14 protein-coding genes are annotated in these 15,964 nt (G+C 62.5%); 4 read left to right on the top strand and 10 right to left on the bottom strand.

Features of this window, described 5'->3' with window-relative positions; translation table 11 throughout:
• Positions 1 to 261 precede the first annotated feature (261 nt).
• The 3 genes from BGO80_RS07705 to BGO80_RS07695 form a co-directional block, all read right to left on the bottom strand.
• Positions 262 to 1,506: an extracellular solute-binding protein gene (locus BGO80_RS07705; protein ID WP_286720610.1), complete on the bottom strand. Its 1,245-nt coding sequence runs from the start codon at positions 1,504 to 1,506 to the stop codon at positions 262 to 264.
• Positions 1,507 to 1,553: 47 nt separating this feature from the next.
• Positions 1,554 to 2,615 carry an ABC transporter ATP-binding protein gene (locus tag BGO80_RS07700; RefSeq protein WP_286720609.1) on the bottom strand — a complete coding sequence of 354 codons (1,062 nt, stop codon included), beginning with the start codon at positions 2,613 to 2,615 and terminating at the stop codon, positions 1,554 to 1,556.
• A gap of 177 nt (positions 2,616 to 2,792) precedes the next feature.
• On the bottom strand, positions 2,793 to 3,641 hold the full coding sequence (locus BGO80_RS07695; RefSeq protein ID WP_286720607.1) for a MurR/RpiR family transcriptional regulator: 849 nt from the start codon (positions 3,639 to 3,641) through the stop codon (positions 2,793 to 2,795).
• A 100-nt stretch (positions 3,642 to 3,741) separates the two neighbouring features.
• On the opposite strand from BGO80_RS07695, the gene murQ reads away from it, so the two are divergent.
• On the top strand, positions 3,742 to 4,677 hold the full coding sequence (gene murQ, locus BGO80_RS07690) for an N-acetylmuramic acid 6-phosphate etherase (protein ID WP_286720605.1): 936 nt from the start codon (positions 3,742 to 3,744) through the stop codon (positions 4,675 to 4,677).
• 113 nt (positions 4,678 to 4,790) lie between these two features.
• Positions 4,791 to 5,573 carry a TIM barrel protein gene (locus tag BGO80_RS07685; protein WP_286720603.1) on the top strand — a complete coding sequence of 261 codons (783 nt, stop codon included), beginning with the start codon at positions 4,791 to 4,793 and terminating at the stop codon, positions 5,571 to 5,573.
• Between the two features lie 16 nt (positions 5,574 to 5,589).
• Here the strand turns inward: BGO80_RS07685 and BGO80_RS07680 are convergent, their stop codons facing one another.
• The 5 genes from BGO80_RS07680 to BGO80_RS07660 form a co-directional block, all read right to left on the bottom strand.
• Positions 5,590 to 7,596: an alpha-amylase family protein gene (locus tag BGO80_RS07680; protein WP_286720601.1), complete on the bottom strand. Its 2,007-nt coding sequence runs from the start codon at positions 7,594 to 7,596 to the stop codon at positions 5,590 to 5,592.
• 30 nt (positions 7,597 to 7,626) lie between these two features.
• A complete protein-coding gene (locus BGO80_RS07675) occupies positions 7,627 to 8,763 on the bottom strand; it encodes an ABC transporter ATP-binding protein (protein WP_286720599.1) in 1,137 nt (378 codons plus the stop codon).
• 9 nt (positions 8,764 to 8,772) lie between these two features.
• Positions 8,773 to 9,591, bottom strand: coding sequence for a carbohydrate ABC transporter permease (locus BGO80_RS07670; protein ID WP_286720597.1), 819 nt, complete (start codon positions 9,589 to 9,591; stop codon positions 8,773 to 8,775).
• 4 nt (positions 9,592 to 9,595) lie between these two features.
• The gene (locus BGO80_RS07665; RefSeq protein WP_286720595.1) at positions 9,596 to 10,501 is read right to left on the bottom strand and encodes a carbohydrate ABC transporter permease; all 906 of its coding nucleotides are present in this window, start codon (positions 10,499 to 10,501) and stop codon (positions 9,596 to 9,598) included.
• Positions 10,502 to 10,689: 188 nt separating this feature from the next.
• Complete coding sequence (locus BGO80_RS07660; RefSeq protein WP_286720593.1) at positions 10,690 to 11,985, bottom strand: ABC transporter substrate-binding protein; 1,296 nt, start codon at positions 11,983 to 11,985, stop codon at positions 10,690 to 10,692.
• A gap of 241 nt (positions 11,986 to 12,226) precedes the next feature.
• On the opposite strand from BGO80_RS07660, the gene BGO80_RS07655 reads away from it, so the two are divergent.
• A complete protein-coding gene (locus BGO80_RS07655) occupies positions 12,227 to 13,234 on the top strand; it encodes a LacI family DNA-binding transcriptional regulator (protein WP_286720592.1) in 1,008 nt (335 codons plus the stop codon).
• A gap of 5 nt (positions 13,235 to 13,239) precedes the next feature.
• Here BGO80_RS07655 and BGO80_RS07650 read toward each other — a convergent pair whose 3' ends face one another.
• Both BGO80_RS07650 and BGO80_RS07645 read right to left on the bottom strand, forming a co-directional pair.
• Complete coding sequence (locus tag BGO80_RS07650) at positions 13,240 to 13,962, bottom strand: copper homeostasis protein CutC (protein WP_286720591.1); 723 nt, start codon at positions 13,960 to 13,962, stop codon at positions 13,240 to 13,242.
• Positions 13,959 to 14,873 (bottom strand): ROK family protein, encoded by a 915-nt coding sequence (locus BGO80_RS07645; protein ID WP_286720754.1) that lies wholly within the window; start codon positions 14,871 to 14,873, stop codon positions 13,959 to 13,961. Before BGO80_RS07645 ends, BGO80_RS07650 begins: the two co-directional genes overlap by 4 nt.
• Before the next feature lie 37 nt (positions 14,874 to 14,910).
• On the opposite strand from BGO80_RS07645, the gene BGO80_RS07640 reads away from it, so the two are divergent.
• Positions 14,911 to 15,909, top strand: coding sequence for a LacI family DNA-binding transcriptional regulator (locus tag BGO80_RS07640; protein ID WP_286720589.1), 999 nt, complete (start codon positions 14,911 to 14,913; stop codon positions 15,907 to 15,909).
• Positions 15,910 to 15,964: the final 55 nt, after the last annotated feature.

The raw sequence follows: 15,964 nt of genomic DNA, 5'->3' as shown, positions 1-15,964 counted from the left end.
CATCTGACCTCCGCCCCGGCAATGGGGCATTCTTGGTTTCGGCGGGGCATTGATCCGCCCGTCCATCGCCTCCCTCCCCCTTGAGGCGAGGGATTGAGGGTGGGAGTCCATCGGTTCGCCACCGAACCACCCCCACCCAACCTCCCCCTCCAGGAGGGGGAGGAGCAGATTTGTGATCTTGACCACATCTCGCCACACCCACCGCCCGGTCCCTCCCCCTTATTGAGGGGAAGGTTAGGTGGGGGTGAACCGAGCAGGCTCTTACTTCTTGAACGGCTCGTACCAGGCGGCCAGGCCGGTGGTCAGGGCTTCACCGATGGCTTCCGGGGTGGTTTCGCCGGCGAACAGCTTCTGCATTTCGCCCTGGATCAGCACCGAGCCGGAGGGCTCGCCGAAGCGGAAATGGGCCAGCATCAGGTAGGGGATCGAGTGCTGGTTGAGGTCGTTGACTTCAGCCAGCAGCGGGTTGTTGAAGCTGACGCCGGGCACGGTGGAGATATTGCTCAGCGTGTCGGCGAAGGCCTGGCCGAATTCCTTGCTGGCCAGGTAGTTCAGGAACTTGATCGAGGCTTCCTTGTTGGCGCCGGCCGCATTGGCGGCATAGCCACCGTCGAAATAGAGGCCAACCAGCTTCTCGTCTTCTGCACTCTTGCCGGGCGCGGCAAACACGCCAAGCTCGATATCCGGATTCTGACCCTTGAAGTTGGCGAGCTCATAGGAGCCGCCGATGAACATGCCGGCCATGCCCGAAGCGAACAGCTGCTGGGCGGACGGGTAGTCGAGGCCGATGAAACCATCGGGGAAGTACTTGGCGGCGACATCGGCCACGGCAGCCAGGGCACCGGTAAAGCGCTCGTCGGTGAAGTCGGTCTCACCCGACATCAGGCCGTTGTAGAAATCCTTGCCCATCAGCGAGGAGCCGAGGCCGAAGGTCACGGTCTCGTTCTGCCAGGCGGTCGCGGTGCCATTGGCGAACGGGAACACGCCGGCATCCTTGAGCTTCTGGCTCAGGGCCACCAGTTCGTCCCAGCTCTTGGGCTCTTCGAGGCCATTGGCGTCGAAGATGGCCTTGTTATAGATGACCAGCTGCGTCTGGCTGGCGAAGGGCACGGCATAGACCACGCCATCGGCGCGCACGCTTTCAGCGGCGAGCGCTGCAGGGGCGAAATCGGCCAGCGCCGGGACGGTTTCGAAGCTCAGCGGCTCGAGATAGCCGGCAGCGGCGACGTTTTCGAGGCCACCATAGGCGCGCACCATCATCACATCCGGACCGGTGCCGCCAGCCAGGGCGGTGGAAAGGATCGTGTTGTAGTTTGCAGCTTCAAAGGTCTCGAACTTGACCGTGATGCCGGGATTGGCGGCTTCGAACGTATCGATGAACTGCTCATAGGCAGCCTTGTCTTCCTGGCGCCAGCTCCAGAACGTCAGGTCCTGTGCAAAGGCCGGGGCAGCCACGAGCAGCGCGCTCATCGCGGCGCCGATGCGGATCAGATTGGTTTTCATCATTCCCTCTCCTGTTAAGTCGTTTGGTATGGACTAAGGTCCCCGGCGCCTCAGGGCGCCAGCCGCCGTCCATCCTCGGCGGAAAAGAAATGCACCGCGCTGGGGTCGACCGTCACGGTCACCGCCTCGTCGGGTGCATAAAGATCATTGGGGCCGGTGCGCGCCGACAGCAGCGTCTGGTCGGCCAGCCGGACATAGACATAGGCATTGTCGCCCAGATATTCGGTATAGACCACGGTCGCGGCAAAGCCCTCGCCGCCGCTCTCGCGGCTCAGCCGCACCGCGTCCGAACGCAGCCCCAGCTTGACCTTGGCATCCTGCGGCGCCGCGATCGCCACGCCACCACCATTGTCGATGACCAGCCGGTCACCCTCACGCTTCACATCCACCAGCGTCATGCGCGGCGAGCCGATAAAGGTGGCCACGAAGGTATTGGCCGGGGTCTCGTAGAGTTCACGCGGCGAGCCGACCTGCTCGATCCGGCCGGCATTCATCACCACGATCTTGTCGGCCAGCGTCATCGCCTCGACCTGGTCATGGGTCACATAAATCATGGTGCCGCCGATATCGTGGTGCAGGCGGGCGATTTCGAGCCGCACATCCGACCGCAGCGCCGCATCGAGATTGCTCAGCGGTTCGTCGAGCAGGAACACCGCCGGCTTGCGCACCAGGGCGCGTCCGATGGCCACGCGCTGGCGCTGCCCACCGGACAGTTCGCGTGGCTTGCGCTGCAACAGCGGCTCCAGCCGCAGCATGCGCGCCGCCTCGGCAATGCGCTTTTCCACTTCCGGCTTGTCGAGCCCCATCAGCCGCGCGCCGAACGCCATGTTCTCATAGACGTCCATATGCGGATAAAGCGCATAGGACTGGAACACCATGGCGATGCCGCGCCGCGAGGGCGGCACGTCGTTCATCTTCTGCCCATTGAGGAAGAAGTCGCCGTCGCTGATCGGATCGAGCCCGGCAATGAGCCGCAACAGGGTGGATTTTCCGCAGCCCGAGGGACCGACAAAGACGACGAATTCACGGTCGCCGATTTCCAGATCGATACCGTGCAGCACATCAGTGTTCTTGAAGCGCTTCTTGATGCCGCGGAGCGAAAGCTGAGCCAAGATAGAGTTCCCCGATCCGAGTGAAAGCCCCTCGCCCGCAATCACAGGCAATGCGCGTTCATAATTCGTTCATAGTGCGGTCATGAACAGGCAATATCAGGAATACTAAATTCCAAAAAATCGCACTGTCAAGAATATAAAATTACCGCCGACCCGCGCGACAGCGATAATTGCGTACTAGGCCTTGAGCACTGTCACAGCCATTTCGCTGCGATGGATGAAGTCATAGGCATCCGATTGCCGCCGCAGCAAAAGGATGAACAGCATGTCGGTCAACATCAGCTGCGCATCGCGCGAAGTGATGGCCGACGAGCGCACCCGCTCCTCGTCCGCCACCGTGTAGAGACGAATATCGGCCAGCTCCGCCAAGGGATTGGAGTGCAACCCGGTGATCGACAACAGGGTCGCCCCGCGCGCCTTGGCCAGTTCGGCAATGCGCAAGGTCTCGACGCTCCGCCCCGAATGCGACAGCGCGATGATCAGGTCTTCGCTGTTGAGCACCGAGGCATTGGAGATCTGGATATGGCTGTCGCTATCGACCAGAACCGTCCGCCCCAGCTTCAGCAACTTATAGGAAAAGTCCCGCGCCACCAGCGATGACGCCCCCACACCGGCCAGCTGAATCCGCCGCGCCTTGACCAGAACATCGATGGCGGAATCGATCGTCGCCTCGGTATTGACCGCTGACGTTTCGCGCATCGACAACAGCTTGGAGCCAATCAGCTTCTGCAGAATGGTGAGGTAGCTGTCGCTGGCATCGATCGAGCCATGGATCACCCCGGCCGGCGCGTGAAACTCCTGCGCCTTGGCTTTGTTCACATCCAGCTTGAGCTGCTGATAGCCGGCATAGCCCAATTTCTGGCTGAACTTGACCACGCTCGACTGACTGCGCCCCGTCGCCTCGGCCAGCGCGGCGGAGGACAGCGACAGCATGCGCTCGGGATCATCGAGGATGAACTGGGCGATCTGCCGATCTGCCTGGGTCATCGATTCCAGCTGTGCATCCAGTATCTTGAGTATGGACATGGCCGTTTCCGTGCGCTGATCCGGAATATTCTATTCCACACTTTATTGACATATGGAATAGTCACTTCTAGCATCCGCTCCCAACCGTGAGGAAACCACCATGCCGAAACACGCCCTGATCGCGGAACTGGGACACCTCGTGTCGGAGGCGCGCAATCCCGAGACCATGCAGATCGACTTGATGTCGACGCAGCAGATTCTAGCGGCGATGAACACCGAAGATCGTCGGGTTCCCCAGGCCGTGGAACTGGTTTTACCGCAGATTGCGGCAGCCGTGGATAAGATTGTCGAGGCCTTCAAGGCTGGTGGACGCCTCATCTATATGGGCGCCGGCACCAGCGGGCGCCTGGGCGTGCTCGATGCCTCCGAATGTCCCCCCACTTTCGGCGTGCCCGATGGCATGGTGATCGGCCTTATCGCCGGTGGCGATCACGCCCTGCGCCACCCCGTGGAAGGCGCCGAGGATGACCGCGACGAGGGCCGCGTCGATCTCGAAAAGATTGCGCTCGAGGCCCGCGACGTCGTCGTCGGCATCGCCGTCAGCGGTCGCACCCCCTATGTCATCGGCGGTCTGGATTACGCAAAATCCATCGGTGCCACCACCGTCGCCCTCTCGTGCAACCCGGATTCCACCATCGCTCGCCAGGCCGAAATCGCCATTTCGCCCATCGTCGGACCCGAGGCGCTGACTGGCTCGACCCGGCTCAAATCCGGCACGGCGCAGAAGCTGGTGCTCAACATGCTGACCACTGCCAGCATGATCCGCATCGGCAAGTCCTTCCAGAACCTGATGGTCGACCTCTCGGTCAGCAATGAAAAGCTGGCGGCCCGCGCCACCCGCATCGTCGTCGAAGCCACCGGTTGCACCGCCGAACAGGCGGATCACTATCTCGATCTGGCCGACTACAACGTCAAGCTCGCCATCCTCATGGCCCTGACCGGCCTCGACAAGGAAGCCGCCCTCTCAGCCCTCGACAAGGCCGATGGTTTCCTCCGCCGCGCCGCCGGAGACCACCAGCCACGCATCGCCGGCTGATCACAAGTGAGCAGCCGACGGCATTAGCCGGTATTCCCGTCTCAGTTTATTGTCCACTATTGCTGTGATGACGGCTCGCGAGTCGCCGTCACAAATATAGGACTGGACTACCCATGAAATTGTCGGCGTGTATCGAGTGGCTTTTTTCAGACGCGAGCGATGATTTCGTCCAGCGCATTCACCTGGCTAAGCAAGCCGGCCTCGATGCAGTGGAATTCTGGCGCTGGTCCAACAAGGACATAGCTGCCATCGAGGCGGCTTTGCGCGAAACCGGCATGACGCTGAGCGGTTTCCTCGCCGAGCCGATGATCTCCATTACCGACCCAGCCAATCACGCTGCCTTCCTCGACGGCCTCAAGCAATCCGCTGCACTGGCACAAAGACTGGGCGCCACGGTGCTGATCGCTCAGGCCGGCAACGACCAGCCTGGCGTGTCGCGCGAGGACCAACACCGCGCTCTGGTCTCGGGCTTGGAGGCGAGCGCCGATATCCTTGCCGGCACCGGTGTGCGCCTCGGCCTTGAACCGCTCAATACTGTCATCGACCACCCCGGCTACTACCTTTCCTCGACCCGCGAGGCACTCAACATCGTCGATGAGGTCGGCCGCCCGGAAATCGGCATCGTCTTCGATCTCTACCATTCCCACATCATGGGGGAGGCCATCGACGATGTGCTGGCAGGCCGGGTGTCGCGCGTGGTCCACGCCCATGTCGCCGACCATCCCGGCCGCAACGACCCGGGCTCCGGCGAGATCGACCTCGGCCGGCGCCTCGCCTGGCTCTACGACAATGGCTATGAAGGCGCCGTCGGCCTCGAATACCGGCCGCTGAACGGCACTGCGAACGGCCTGGAAAAGGTAAGGGCCGCCCTGTCCGTAGACAGCGCGGCCTCATAACTCACTTCCAGTCTCACTACTGCCGATATTGCACTTCGATCTTGGCTGCGCCTTCGAGGCGCGGCACGCTGAAGCGCAGGCGCTGGCTGGCGACATCAAAGTCGATGGCCTCGCCAGAGGGAACTACACGCACCGTCTCGACCTTGCGGTCACCGATGGCCAGATCGACAGCAATGTCGGACAGGGTCACAAAATCCTGGATCGGCTGCACATTGTCGCCGCGCAATTCGCCGCGCAATGCCGGTTGGGCGAACAGCAGATGCACCACGTCGCGGCCCTCTGCCGCCTGATGGCGGACCGTGACGCGACCGGCACGCGGTAGGCCGACACGCACATTGGGTGCGCCGTCGAGGCAAGACAGAATGGTCTTTTCTAGCAATTCGAGGATGGCGACAGCACCGGACTGGCGATAGGCCGAGAAGGCCTTATGCGCCAGATAGGTGATATTGCCCTTGTGAACGCCCGCAGCATAGCCCGACGGATCGGAACGGCGCGGCGTATGCACGTGGCCCGAGAAATGCTTGGGGCTGCGCTCGAAATAGGGATCGTAGACGACGCCGAGGCTCTGCCCATCGGTCACCGAAATCCGTTCGGAGCCGACATACATATAGATCGGATCGGCGACGAAATCGGCCCGGATCGCGGCGTCGTGCAAGGCATAGTCGCCCGAATAGGGATTGGCGCCGTGCCACGCGGCACCGATATCGAACAGCAGGCCCTTATCCGCATCTAGCCCGCTCTGCCCGGTGAGCAACAGCTTGCCACCCTTGCCGATATAGGCATCGAGCGCGAGCTTGAGTGCATTATCAACGATCACCTCGTCCGGCAGGATCAGCAGCCGATAGGGCGAGAAATCCATGTCGGTGTCGAGCACGTCGAAGGTGAACTTGCCTTCGAGCAAAACCCGTGCGGCGCCTTCATCGGCAGCATTCGAGGTGCCGGGCGTTCCGACAAAGCCGGGGCGGCGCGAACCTTCGACGCTGACGAGGCCGATATCGGCGCGGTTGCGGCTGCCAATCGTCCAGGGCTCGGCAGCCTTGGCCTCGGCATAGGCGGCGCCAATGGCCTTGTAGCTGGTGGCATCCACCGCGCCATTGGGGTGCAGGTGATCGCCGATGGAAGCGCCGGCGCCATAGGCTTGCATGGCGGCCACTTCATAGGCCAGCGCCTGGGGCGCTTTGTAGCTGCCGATCTCGCCCCAGAGATGGTGGAACTTGCCGGTCATGCCGATGAACGGCTCGCCGAACACATCGACATAACGCGCCGAGAGCGGAAAATGGTCATAACCCCATTTTGCCGTCGGCAGCGATTCCAGCTCCAGATGGCTGAAATAGCGCTTGTAGACGTCGCGCCGGCCGCGCCGCACATGGCCGAGATTGAAGAAGAGCGGCTTGTTCGGATCGTGCTTGTGCACCGCCTGCTGCACGCCCTCGAACAGCTCGTAATTGACCTGCTCGGCAAATTTGGCGCGGTCTTCGGCGCTTTCCCAATCGAGGCCTGCCGCATCCATGCGCTGCTGCGTCCAAGGACCGGCCGAAAGCTGCTGATAGGTGATGTCGATGAAGATGCCGTCGCCATCTGGATAGTTAACCATCACCTCATCCACCTGCCGGCAGAGATAGTCGAGATAGGGCGAGGCGAAATCGAGATAGGCCCAGCCATCGCCCAACGGATCGCCGCCGACCCTTTTGGGCAGGCCGTTCTCATCCATCAGCCGCCAGCCGGGCTGCTGGTTGGCCGCTAGTTCGTCCCAGCCGCCGGAGAGATAGAGCGGCGCCTTGATATTGTGGGCATGCAGCGCATCGATCTGGGCCCGCATCAGGTCGAACTTGAGATGCGGATGCATCCGACCGATGGCGGTGGGGTGGTAGGAATGACCGTGGTGGCACTTGGAGAAGATGGTCACCGAATCCACGTCGGCATCCTTGAAGGCCTGTCCAAACGCCTTGGCGTCGAAACGCGATCCTATATCCTCGATGAGGTCGGAGGTGTGAAAGTCGAGATGTACCTGGCGCAGCCGCATGATGGATTTTCTACGAGATGGAATGAGGGATCAGGCGGCCCGGCGGGCGAAGCGCCGCGTCTTGCCGGAGGCGTCGAAGAGATAGAGCGCATCCGCCGGCACGCCGAGGGTGAACGGCGCGTCATAGGCAAACTGCAATTGCTGCGACTGGTGCACGGCAAAGAAGCCGTCCTGCGACTCGGAGTCGATGGACCGCACCACGCCAGCATCGGCATAGACCAGTGTCTCGCGGCCAAGGCTCTCCACCACCCGCACATTGGCAGGCAGCACCAGACCGTCCGTGCCATCGGCCAGCGCAGCCTCCGGACGGAACCCGATCCGCACGCTGTCGCCGATCTTGAGCCCAGCACCGGCCTCGTCGAGCGGCAGCACCAGTGTCTGTTTCAGACCGGCAATCGCCAAGGTCACCGCGCCATCGGCAATGGCCTCAATGGACGCAGCGAGGAAGTTCATGCGCGGCGAGCCGAGGAAGCCGGCGACGAACTGATTGGCCGGGCGGTTATAGAGATCGAGCGGCGAGCCCACCTGCTCGATGATGCCGTCTCGCATGACCACGATACGGTCGGCCATGGTCATGGCCTCGACCTGATCGTGGGTGACATAGATCATCGTCGTGCCCAGTTCCTTATGCAGCCGGCCAAGCTCGACGCGCATCTGCGTACGCAGTGCCGCATCGAGGTTGGACAGCGGCTCATCGAACAGGAAGACATCGGGCGAGCGGGTAATGGCCCGGCCGATGGCGACACGCTGCTTTTGCCCACCGGACAAAGCCTTGGGGAATTTATTGAGATGGTCGGTGATGCGCAGGATCTTGGCGGCGCGATCCACCGCCGCAACGATTTCGGCCTTGGGACGCCCCGCGATCTGCAGGTTGAAGCCCATATTCTGCGCCACAGTCATATGGGGATAGAGCGCATAGTTCTGGAACACCATCGCGACGCCGCGATCGGACGGCTCGAGATGGGTGACGTCTCGGTCCTTGATCGTAATCGTGCCGCTATCGACGGTTTCGAGCCCGGCAATCGAGCGCAGCAGCGTGGACTTGCCGCAACCGGATGGCCCCACCATCACCACGAACTCGCCATCCTCGATATCGAGCGAGATCGACTTGAGCGCGTGGAAACTCTGGTAGTGCTTTTCGAGATTGGTAATTTTCAGACTGGGCATGGGTTTTCCCTATTTGCCGAGGCCGGCCAGGCTGCGCACGAAGTAGCGCTGGGCCAGGATGAACAGGATGAGCATGGGCAGGGTGACGATGGTGACGCCGGCCATCACTGCCGGCCAGTCCGAGCTGAACTGGCCGCGCAAGTTGAGCATGCCGAGCGGCAGCGTCTTGATGCTGGTGTCCGTAAGCAGCAGCAGTGCAAGCAGGAACTCGTTCCAGACGAAAACCGCCTGGAAGATCGCGGCGCTGGCAATGGCCGACCCCGAAAGCGGCAATACGATGCGGGTGATGACCTGCAGGCGCGAACAGCCATCGAGCCGCGCCGCCTCTTCAAGCTCACGCGGAAATTCGAGGAAGAAGGCATAGAACAGCACCGTGGTGAACGGGATGCCATAGGCGGCATAGGGCAGGACGATCGCAAAGAGCGAATTGAGCAGCCCTGCCCCGGATATGATCTGGTAAAGGGGCACCAGCACCGATTGGCTGGGCACGGCAAAGCTCGCCACGATGAGCACATAGATCCATTTAAGGACCTTGCTTTCGGACCGCGCCAGCACATAGGCGGCGATGCCGCTGGTCACGATGATCAGCGTCACCGAGATGATGGTGACAAAGACCGAGTTGAGAATGAACCCGGCAATGCCCGTGTTCCAGGCGCGCTCGAAGGCGGCGAAATCCAGCGACTTCGGCAGCCCCAGCGGCTGGGTAAAGATTTCCGCACGCGTGCGGAAGCCAGCCAGGACCATCCACACTACTGGCGCCAGCACGAACAGTGCCCAGATCGAGACGAAGAGATGCAAGCCGATGGAGACGGCACGAAAACGCTTCATGGCCTTACCCCCGACGCGACAGTTTGAGCTGAGCGACGCCAAGCAAGAGCGCGATCAGCAGCAGGATGATGGAGAGGGCATTGGCATAGCCCATATTTCCGAGGTTGAAGGCCTGCAGATAAATATAGGTGCCCATGACCTGGGTGGCGTTGGCCGGTCCGCCGCCGGTCATCACGAAGATCAGGTCGAACACTTTCAACCCGCCGATCGTGGTGATCAGTACGCCCACGATCAGGATATTGCGGATGCCCGGCAGGGTGATGTGCCAGAAGGCCTTGAGCCCACGCGCGCCATCAAGCGAAGCGGCTTCATAGAGTTCTTTGGGAATGGCCTGCAGCCCGGCCAGAATGAGCACCATCTGGAAGCCGACATTGGCCCAGGCGGCCGTCAGCAGCACCATCCAGATTGAAATGCCCGGGTCGCCGAGCCAGCCCAGCTTGGGCGGCGTCAGACCGACCGCCTTCACCAGCGCATTGAGCGAGCCGACATTGGGGTCGTAGATCATCATCCAGATCAGCGACACCGCGACTGAAGAGATGACCACCGGCATGAAGATGATGGTGCGGTAGGCTGTCGAGCCCCGCCTGATGCCGCGATCGAGCACGGCGGCCAGGATTGCCCCCAGCCCCACTTGGCTGAGGATCGAGCCGAAGATGATGATGAAATTGTTCTTGAGCGCGATCCAGAATACCGGATCGGAAAAGGCGCGCAGATAGTTGTCGAACCCGACCCAGCTCCAGCTGCTCGAGGTGATGCCGAACGCATAAAACGACCCCACGAGTGTCATGACCGATGGCAGCAGCACGAAAATGCCGACAAGGCCGAGCGCCGGCGCCAGCATGGCGCCATTTAGGCCGGCAATGCGCATGGCCCTGGCGGCAGCGCCGGGCGATGACGAGGATGCGCTCATAAGTAACAGGCTCCTGACTTCCGCCGCCCACCCCGGGACTTCCGCATCGGAAGCCGATCAGGGCGCGCTGGCAGTTCGACAGACACGATGTAACCCGGCTGGGCTGAGCGCCGTCCGGCTATCGCGCTGCAAGGCAAACAAAAATCCCGTCGGCCGGGGGAGGAACCGGCCGACGGGAAGGATACGGCCTAGAGGCCGGATGCGGCCTTGGCCTTCACCGCCGCGTCGCGGATCTGGGCGACGGCTTCGGCGGGGGTCAGGGTGCGGTTCAGCACTTCGACCGTGGCGTTCATATAGGCTTCGGCGACGCTGGCTTCGAGCAGCACGTCGAGCACATTGACGCCGGCGGTGTAGGTGGCCATGTCGGCGGCGGCCCACTTGAAGTGCTCGGTGGCGCCATCGACCTGGTCGATGGTGTTGGCGTTCGAAGGCAGGAACTTGAGGATCTCGGCAAACTTCTCAGCCTGCGCGTCGGACACGAGGAAGCTCACCCAGGCAGCGGCCAGTTCGGGATTGGCGGTCTTGGCGGAGACCTGGTAGCCCTCTGGCACCATGAAATAGGCGCCGGGCTCGCCCTTGCCATCTTCCATGATCGGGAAGCGCGTCATGTTATAGGCAAGGCCTTCGGCATCGAAGTCACCCATGCACCAGGTGCCGCACCAGGCCATCGGCGAGGCGCCCGAAGAGAACATCACGTCAGCCAGCTCGGAATCGGTGGCGTTCGGCGCGTCTTCAAAGCAGCCGGCATCCTGCATTTCGATGAGCTTGTCATAGGCAGTGACATAGCCCGGGTCAGTGAACAGCGCGTCGGCAGCGCGGCTCAGCGCATAGTCGGCCTCGGTGGCATCCTGACCCAGCACCCGCTCATTGAGCATGGTCATCAGGTGAATGGCCTTCCAGCGACCGGCATTGCCCAGCGGCAGCGGCACGGTGTTGGGATTGATTTCGCGCACCGCCTTGCAGAGCCCGGTAAGCTCGGTGAAGGTCTTGGGCGGGGTCAGGTTGTGCTCGGCGAAGTAGTCGACATTGTTGTAAAGATAGACCGACACGGCATCGACAGGCACGCCATAGATCTTGCCCTCATAGGTGAAGGTATCCTGCCAACCCTGCGACAGGGTCTGCCGGAAGCCACCCTCGGCATTTCCCAGATCGGTGAGATCGAGCACCAGGCCATCGGCCACCAGGCGCTTGGCATCTTCGCCGGCCCAGTTGAAGAACACGTCAGGCGGCGCCGAACCAACCAGGGCCACCTGGATGCCGGTCTTGTACTGGTCGCCCGGGAAGATCTCGTGAACGATGTTCACGTTGGGGTGGAGCTTTTTGAACTCTTCGGCGGCCTGGGCGACGAACTCCTGGTAACCGGTATTGTTGAGCGTCCACATTTTGAGCGTCACGTCCTGCGCCGCCGCGGGAGCGGCAATGCCGGCCAGCATGACGGCGGCAGCAGAGATGCCGGCCAGCCCATTGAGACGATTGCGTATCATGTCTTTCCCTTTCTGAACCGGGCGCCGATCCGAGGACCACGCCTGACCAACGGCCCCCCTCCTTGGGTCGAACCGTTTCAATGACCAAACCAGCGAGAACCCCGTGTGACAAGCATCGAACATAAATCGAACACCACAAAACTGACAGAAACAGCTTGTCACTGTGTCGGCCTACCGGCATTTTCGTGGCGGTTAGAGGCCGATTATGGCGTCGGCAAAAAATCGTTTCGTGAGGATAAGCATGGCAACCATCCGCGATGTCGCCAAACGCGCCGGGGTCGCCATATCGACGGTTTCTCTGGCGCTCAACGGCAAGGGCCCGATCAGCCAGGAGACTCGCGAACGCATCGAACAGGCCGCAGAGGACTTGGGCTACAGCCCCTCCGCCATGGCGCAAAGCCTGCGGCGCGGCCATAACAAGCTGATCGGCCTGGTGCTCGGCGATATCGGCAACCCGTTCTTCGGGCGCCTGCTGCGCAATGTTGATGCCGTGGTGTCGCAGACCGACCACATGCTGATCGTGGCTGATACCGCCTCCCATGCAGACCGCGAAATCCTCACGCTGTCGCAGCTCCGCCGCCACCGGGTCGGAGGCATTATCATGGCACCGATCAGCAACGACCCCGCCTTTGCCGCCTTCCTACGCCAGATCGATGTACCCGTGGTCTTGATCGACCAGTATGTCGACGGCGTAAAACTTGATTTCGTCTGCTCTGACAACGAATTGACCACCACCATGCTGACCGAATATCTCATCCGCCTCGGCCATCGGCGCATCTGCTATTTGGGCGGACAGCCGCATTGGTGGACTGCGCGCCTGCGCCTTGCCGGCTTCCGCACCGCCATGGCGGCATCGGGCATTGATGTCGATCCGGAACTTGAGATCGCTGCCGATTTCAGTGGCGAACGCGCTTATGACCACGTCACACGGCTGATGTCGCGCTCCAACCGCCCGACCGCCATCGTCGCTGCCAACAACCTCATGGCGCTGGGCGCATTGCAGGCGATCAACGATCTCGGTTTCAGCTGCCCCGAGGACATTTCGCTCACCGGCGTCGATGACGTGCCTTGGGGCAGTGTCATCAAGCCTCGCATCACCACCGTGGTGCAGCCTGTCGAAGAACTGGCGGAGGTCGCGGCCCGCTGGATACTCGAGCGCATTACCACTCGCGGCGGCGCTGCTATGCCGCCACGCACCCATGTCGCCATGCCGCGCCTCGTCATCGGCCAGTCCTGCGCCAGGATTTAGCTCCCTCAGGAAGCTGCGCGGATCGCGGCCTTCATTGCGGCCACCTTCTCGGCGCTCGTCGCCTTGCGCAAGGGGCTATCGAAACCCAGCCGCGCCGCCGCCGCACTATCGGCCTGGGCAGGCGCAGAGCAGGAGCCATGCAGAGCCCCCAGCCGCACACGGCCTAAGATGGCAGCCGCGTTGTCGGCATTGACTCCGGCCCCGGCCATAATGGTGATCCGCCCGGCCGCAACTGCATGCACCAATGCAATCTCGTCCAGTCCAGCCATGGCGGTATCGGCACGGCCCGAGGTCAGAATGGTGTCAAAGCCCAGGGCAACCGCCTGCTCCACCGCCTCTGCCATGTCGGGCACGAGATCGATGGCCCGGTGCAAGGTCTTGTGCAACGGTCCCGCAGCCTCGACCAGACGCGCTAGATTTATGACATCCAGCCTCCCATCGGGCAGGCTGGCACCCAACACCACGCCGGAAAGCCCGGCCGCCCGAATGGCTGATATATCGCCCAGCAAGATTGCCATGTCCTGGTTGGACACCACGAAATCCCCCGGGCGCGGCCGCACCATGGCGCGCACCGGAATGGGCGCCTGCGCCGCCTCGGCGATCAAACCCGGCCCCGGCGTCAGCCCACCCATCTCCAGCGCCGAGCACAATTCGATCCGATCGGCACCGCCGGCAATGGCAGAAGCGAGGCCCGCGCCATCATCAACGCAAACTTCCAGCAATGTCATGCCGTCATCTCCGAAAATCCCAGATTAGCGGCGCCCAGCAGCCCTGCATCGACGCTGAACTGCGCCGGAACCACCAGCGACCGGCCAAGCTTGCGCAGGATGCGCTGGCGCACCGCCACGTCCAGCCGCTCCACCAGCGCCGCGCTATTGCCCAGCCCACCGCCCACCGGGACAATATCGGGACCGACGACATTGACCACCAGTGCCAAGGGTTGGGCCAAGAGCTCGACATAGAGATCGATGGTTTCGGCGGCCGTCGCCTCGCCCCCCATCCAGGCCTCGACAATGGCAAGGCTCGGCAGATCCACGCCATGCAGATGCGTGTGCAGCCGCTCCATGCCGCGCGCGCCACCAATGGTGTCGGCACAGCCTTTCTGCCCACAGCCGCAGGGGAAGTGCGGGAGATGGAAGGGTTTGACGCTGACATCGGTGGCCACGATCGTGCCGTGCCCCCATTCGCCGGCAATGCCGCCCGCCCCGCGCAAGACCCGTCCATCGACCACAATGCCGCCACCTACGCCCGTACCCAGAATGGCGCCGAACACCACGCCATGCCCCTTGCCCGCCCCGGCATGCGCCTCGGCCAGGGCAAAGCAATCGGCGTCATTGGCGACGAAAACCGGACGCCCAAGGCGCGCCGACAGGTCTCCGGCCAGATTACGCCCATCGATGCACGGAATATTGGCGACGGTGGCGATGCCGGTTTGCGGATCGACCACGCCGGTGATGGAAATGGCCACCGGTGCGCCGTCGGCCGCCCGCCCCGCAGCCACAAAATCAGCGATCACGCCAACAAAGGCATCGAAATCGAGCAGTGGCGTCACTGCCCGTCCCAGATTATGCAATGTCTCCGGGCCTGTGGCGGTCGCAGCTTTGATATTGCTGCCGCCGATATCGAAACAGGTCATCATCATCTGGCTGTCCGCCTGAAATCTAGAGTGGGGATACATGCCGCGAGCCGGCCGAGACAACAAGCCCGCGCCCACCATTGCCGATGTCGCCGCCCTGGCCGGCGTGTCGCGCGCCGTGGCATCGCGCGCCCTTTCCACCGACAAGCGCCCGGTTTCGCCGGAGAAGAAGGCGCGGGTGGAGGCGGCGGCGGCGCAATTGCGCTACAGCCCCAATGCTCTGGCGCGCGGCATGTCGCGCCAGTCGCTGGATCTCGTGGCGGTGGTGGTCAACCACATTCACGACCTCTCCGATATCGACCTGTTCGACCGTCTGCTCGAGGCCATTCAGCAGCTGGGCAAGCAGATGATCCTCATCCGCATGGACAGCGAGGATCACGCCGCCGAAGTGATCCAGAAAGGCATCGCCTACCACGTCGATGCAGCGTTGGTCTTTTCCGACTTCGCCGACGCCCCGCGCATTCGCGACCTGTTCCGCTCCGAAACCGTCATAATGCTCAACGGCCGGCACGACGACATCTCGCCCGCCGTCATCGCCGACGAGGCGCCGGGAATTGCAGCGGCAGTCGCCGATGCTGCCGCCAAGGGCGTGCGCACCGCAGCCCTCGTGACGGGCCGCGCCACCTCCCCCACCGAGAAAAAGCGCATAGACCATTACCTGACCGCCTTGGCGGACGCGGGCATCGCGCTCGAACGGATGGTCCAGGGCGACTATTCCTATGCCAGCGGCCGCGCTGCGGCCTCCATGCTGGCTGGCGACATCTGGCCCGAGGCGGTGTTCTGCACCTCGGACGCCATGGCCATGGGCTTGCTCGATATGCGACGCGACGACTTTCCGGGCCATCGCCCCAGCCGTTTCCGCCTTTACGGCTTCGACAACCTCTCGCTGATCGGTATGGCGGCCTATCCAATCGCTTCCATCGGCTTCGACAAGGCCGACTACGTGGCCCGCATCGCTCAATTGCTGACCAACCCCGCCGCGCCGGGCGAGCGGCTGGTGACTGTGCCAACCCATTTCGTCCCTGGCGCCACCGCCTGACGGACACCCGGATGGATTGACGATCACGGTCGATTGTGAAATCGGTTTCATAGTC

This window comes from Devosia sp. 63-57 (assembly GCF_001899045.1).
Lineage (GTDB): Bacteria > Pseudomonadota > Alphaproteobacteria > Rhizobiales > Devosiaceae > Devosia > Devosia equisanguinis.
The sequence above is the reverse complement of the archived record's forward strand: the minus strand, read 5'-3'. Positions and strand labels throughout refer to the sequence as shown.

Bases quoted from the DNA above. Each gene is read 5' to 3' on its own strand.
- BGO80_RS07685 (WP_286720603.1), top strand. From the start codon at position 4,791: ATGAAATTGTCGGCGTGTATCGAGTGGCTTTTTTCAGACGCGAGCGAT.
- BGO80_RS07655 (WP_286720592.1), top strand. From the start codon at position 12,227: ATGGCAACCATCCGCGATGTCGCCAAACGCGCCGGGGTCGCCATATCG.
- murQ (WP_286720605.1), top strand. From the start codon at position 3,742: ATGCCGAAACACGCCCTGATCGCGGAACTGGGACACCTCGTGTCGGAG.
- BGO80_RS07640 (WP_286720589.1), top strand. From the start codon at position 14,911: ATGCCGCGAGCCGGCCGAGACAACAAGCCCGCGCCCACCATTGCCGAT.
- BGO80_RS07660 (WP_286720593.1), bottom strand. From the start codon at position 11,985: ATGATACGCAATCGTCTCAATGGGCTGGCCGGCATCTCTGCTGCCGCC.
- BGO80_RS07665 (WP_286720595.1), bottom strand. From the start codon at position 10,501: ATGAGCGCATCCTCGTCATCGCCCGGCGCTGCCGCCAGGGCCATGCGC.
- BGO80_RS07645 (WP_286720754.1), bottom strand. From the start codon at position 14,873: ATGATGACCTGTTTCGATATCGGCGGCAGCAATATCAAAGCTGCGACC.
- BGO80_RS07680 (WP_286720601.1), bottom strand. From the start codon at position 7,596: ATGCGGCTGCGCCAGGTACATCTCGACTTTCACACCTCCGACCTCATC.
- BGO80_RS07650 (WP_286720591.1), bottom strand. From the start codon at position 13,962: ATGACATTGCTGGAAGTTTGCGTTGATGATGGCGCGGGCCTCGCTTCT.
- BGO80_RS07675 (WP_286720599.1), bottom strand. From the start codon at position 8,763: ATGCCCAGTCTGAAAATTACCAATCTCGAAAAGCACTACCAGAGTTTC.
- BGO80_RS07695 (WP_286720607.1), bottom strand. From the start codon at position 3,641: ATGTCCATACTCAAGATACTGGATGCACAGCTGGAATCGATGACCCAG.
- BGO80_RS07705 (WP_286720610.1), bottom strand. From the start codon at position 1,506: ATGATGAAAACCAATCTGATCCGCATCGGCGCCGCGATGAGCGCGCTG.
- BGO80_RS07670 (WP_286720597.1), bottom strand. From the start codon at position 9,591: ATGAAGCGTTTTCGTGCCGTCTCCATCGGCTTGCATCTCTTCGTCTCG.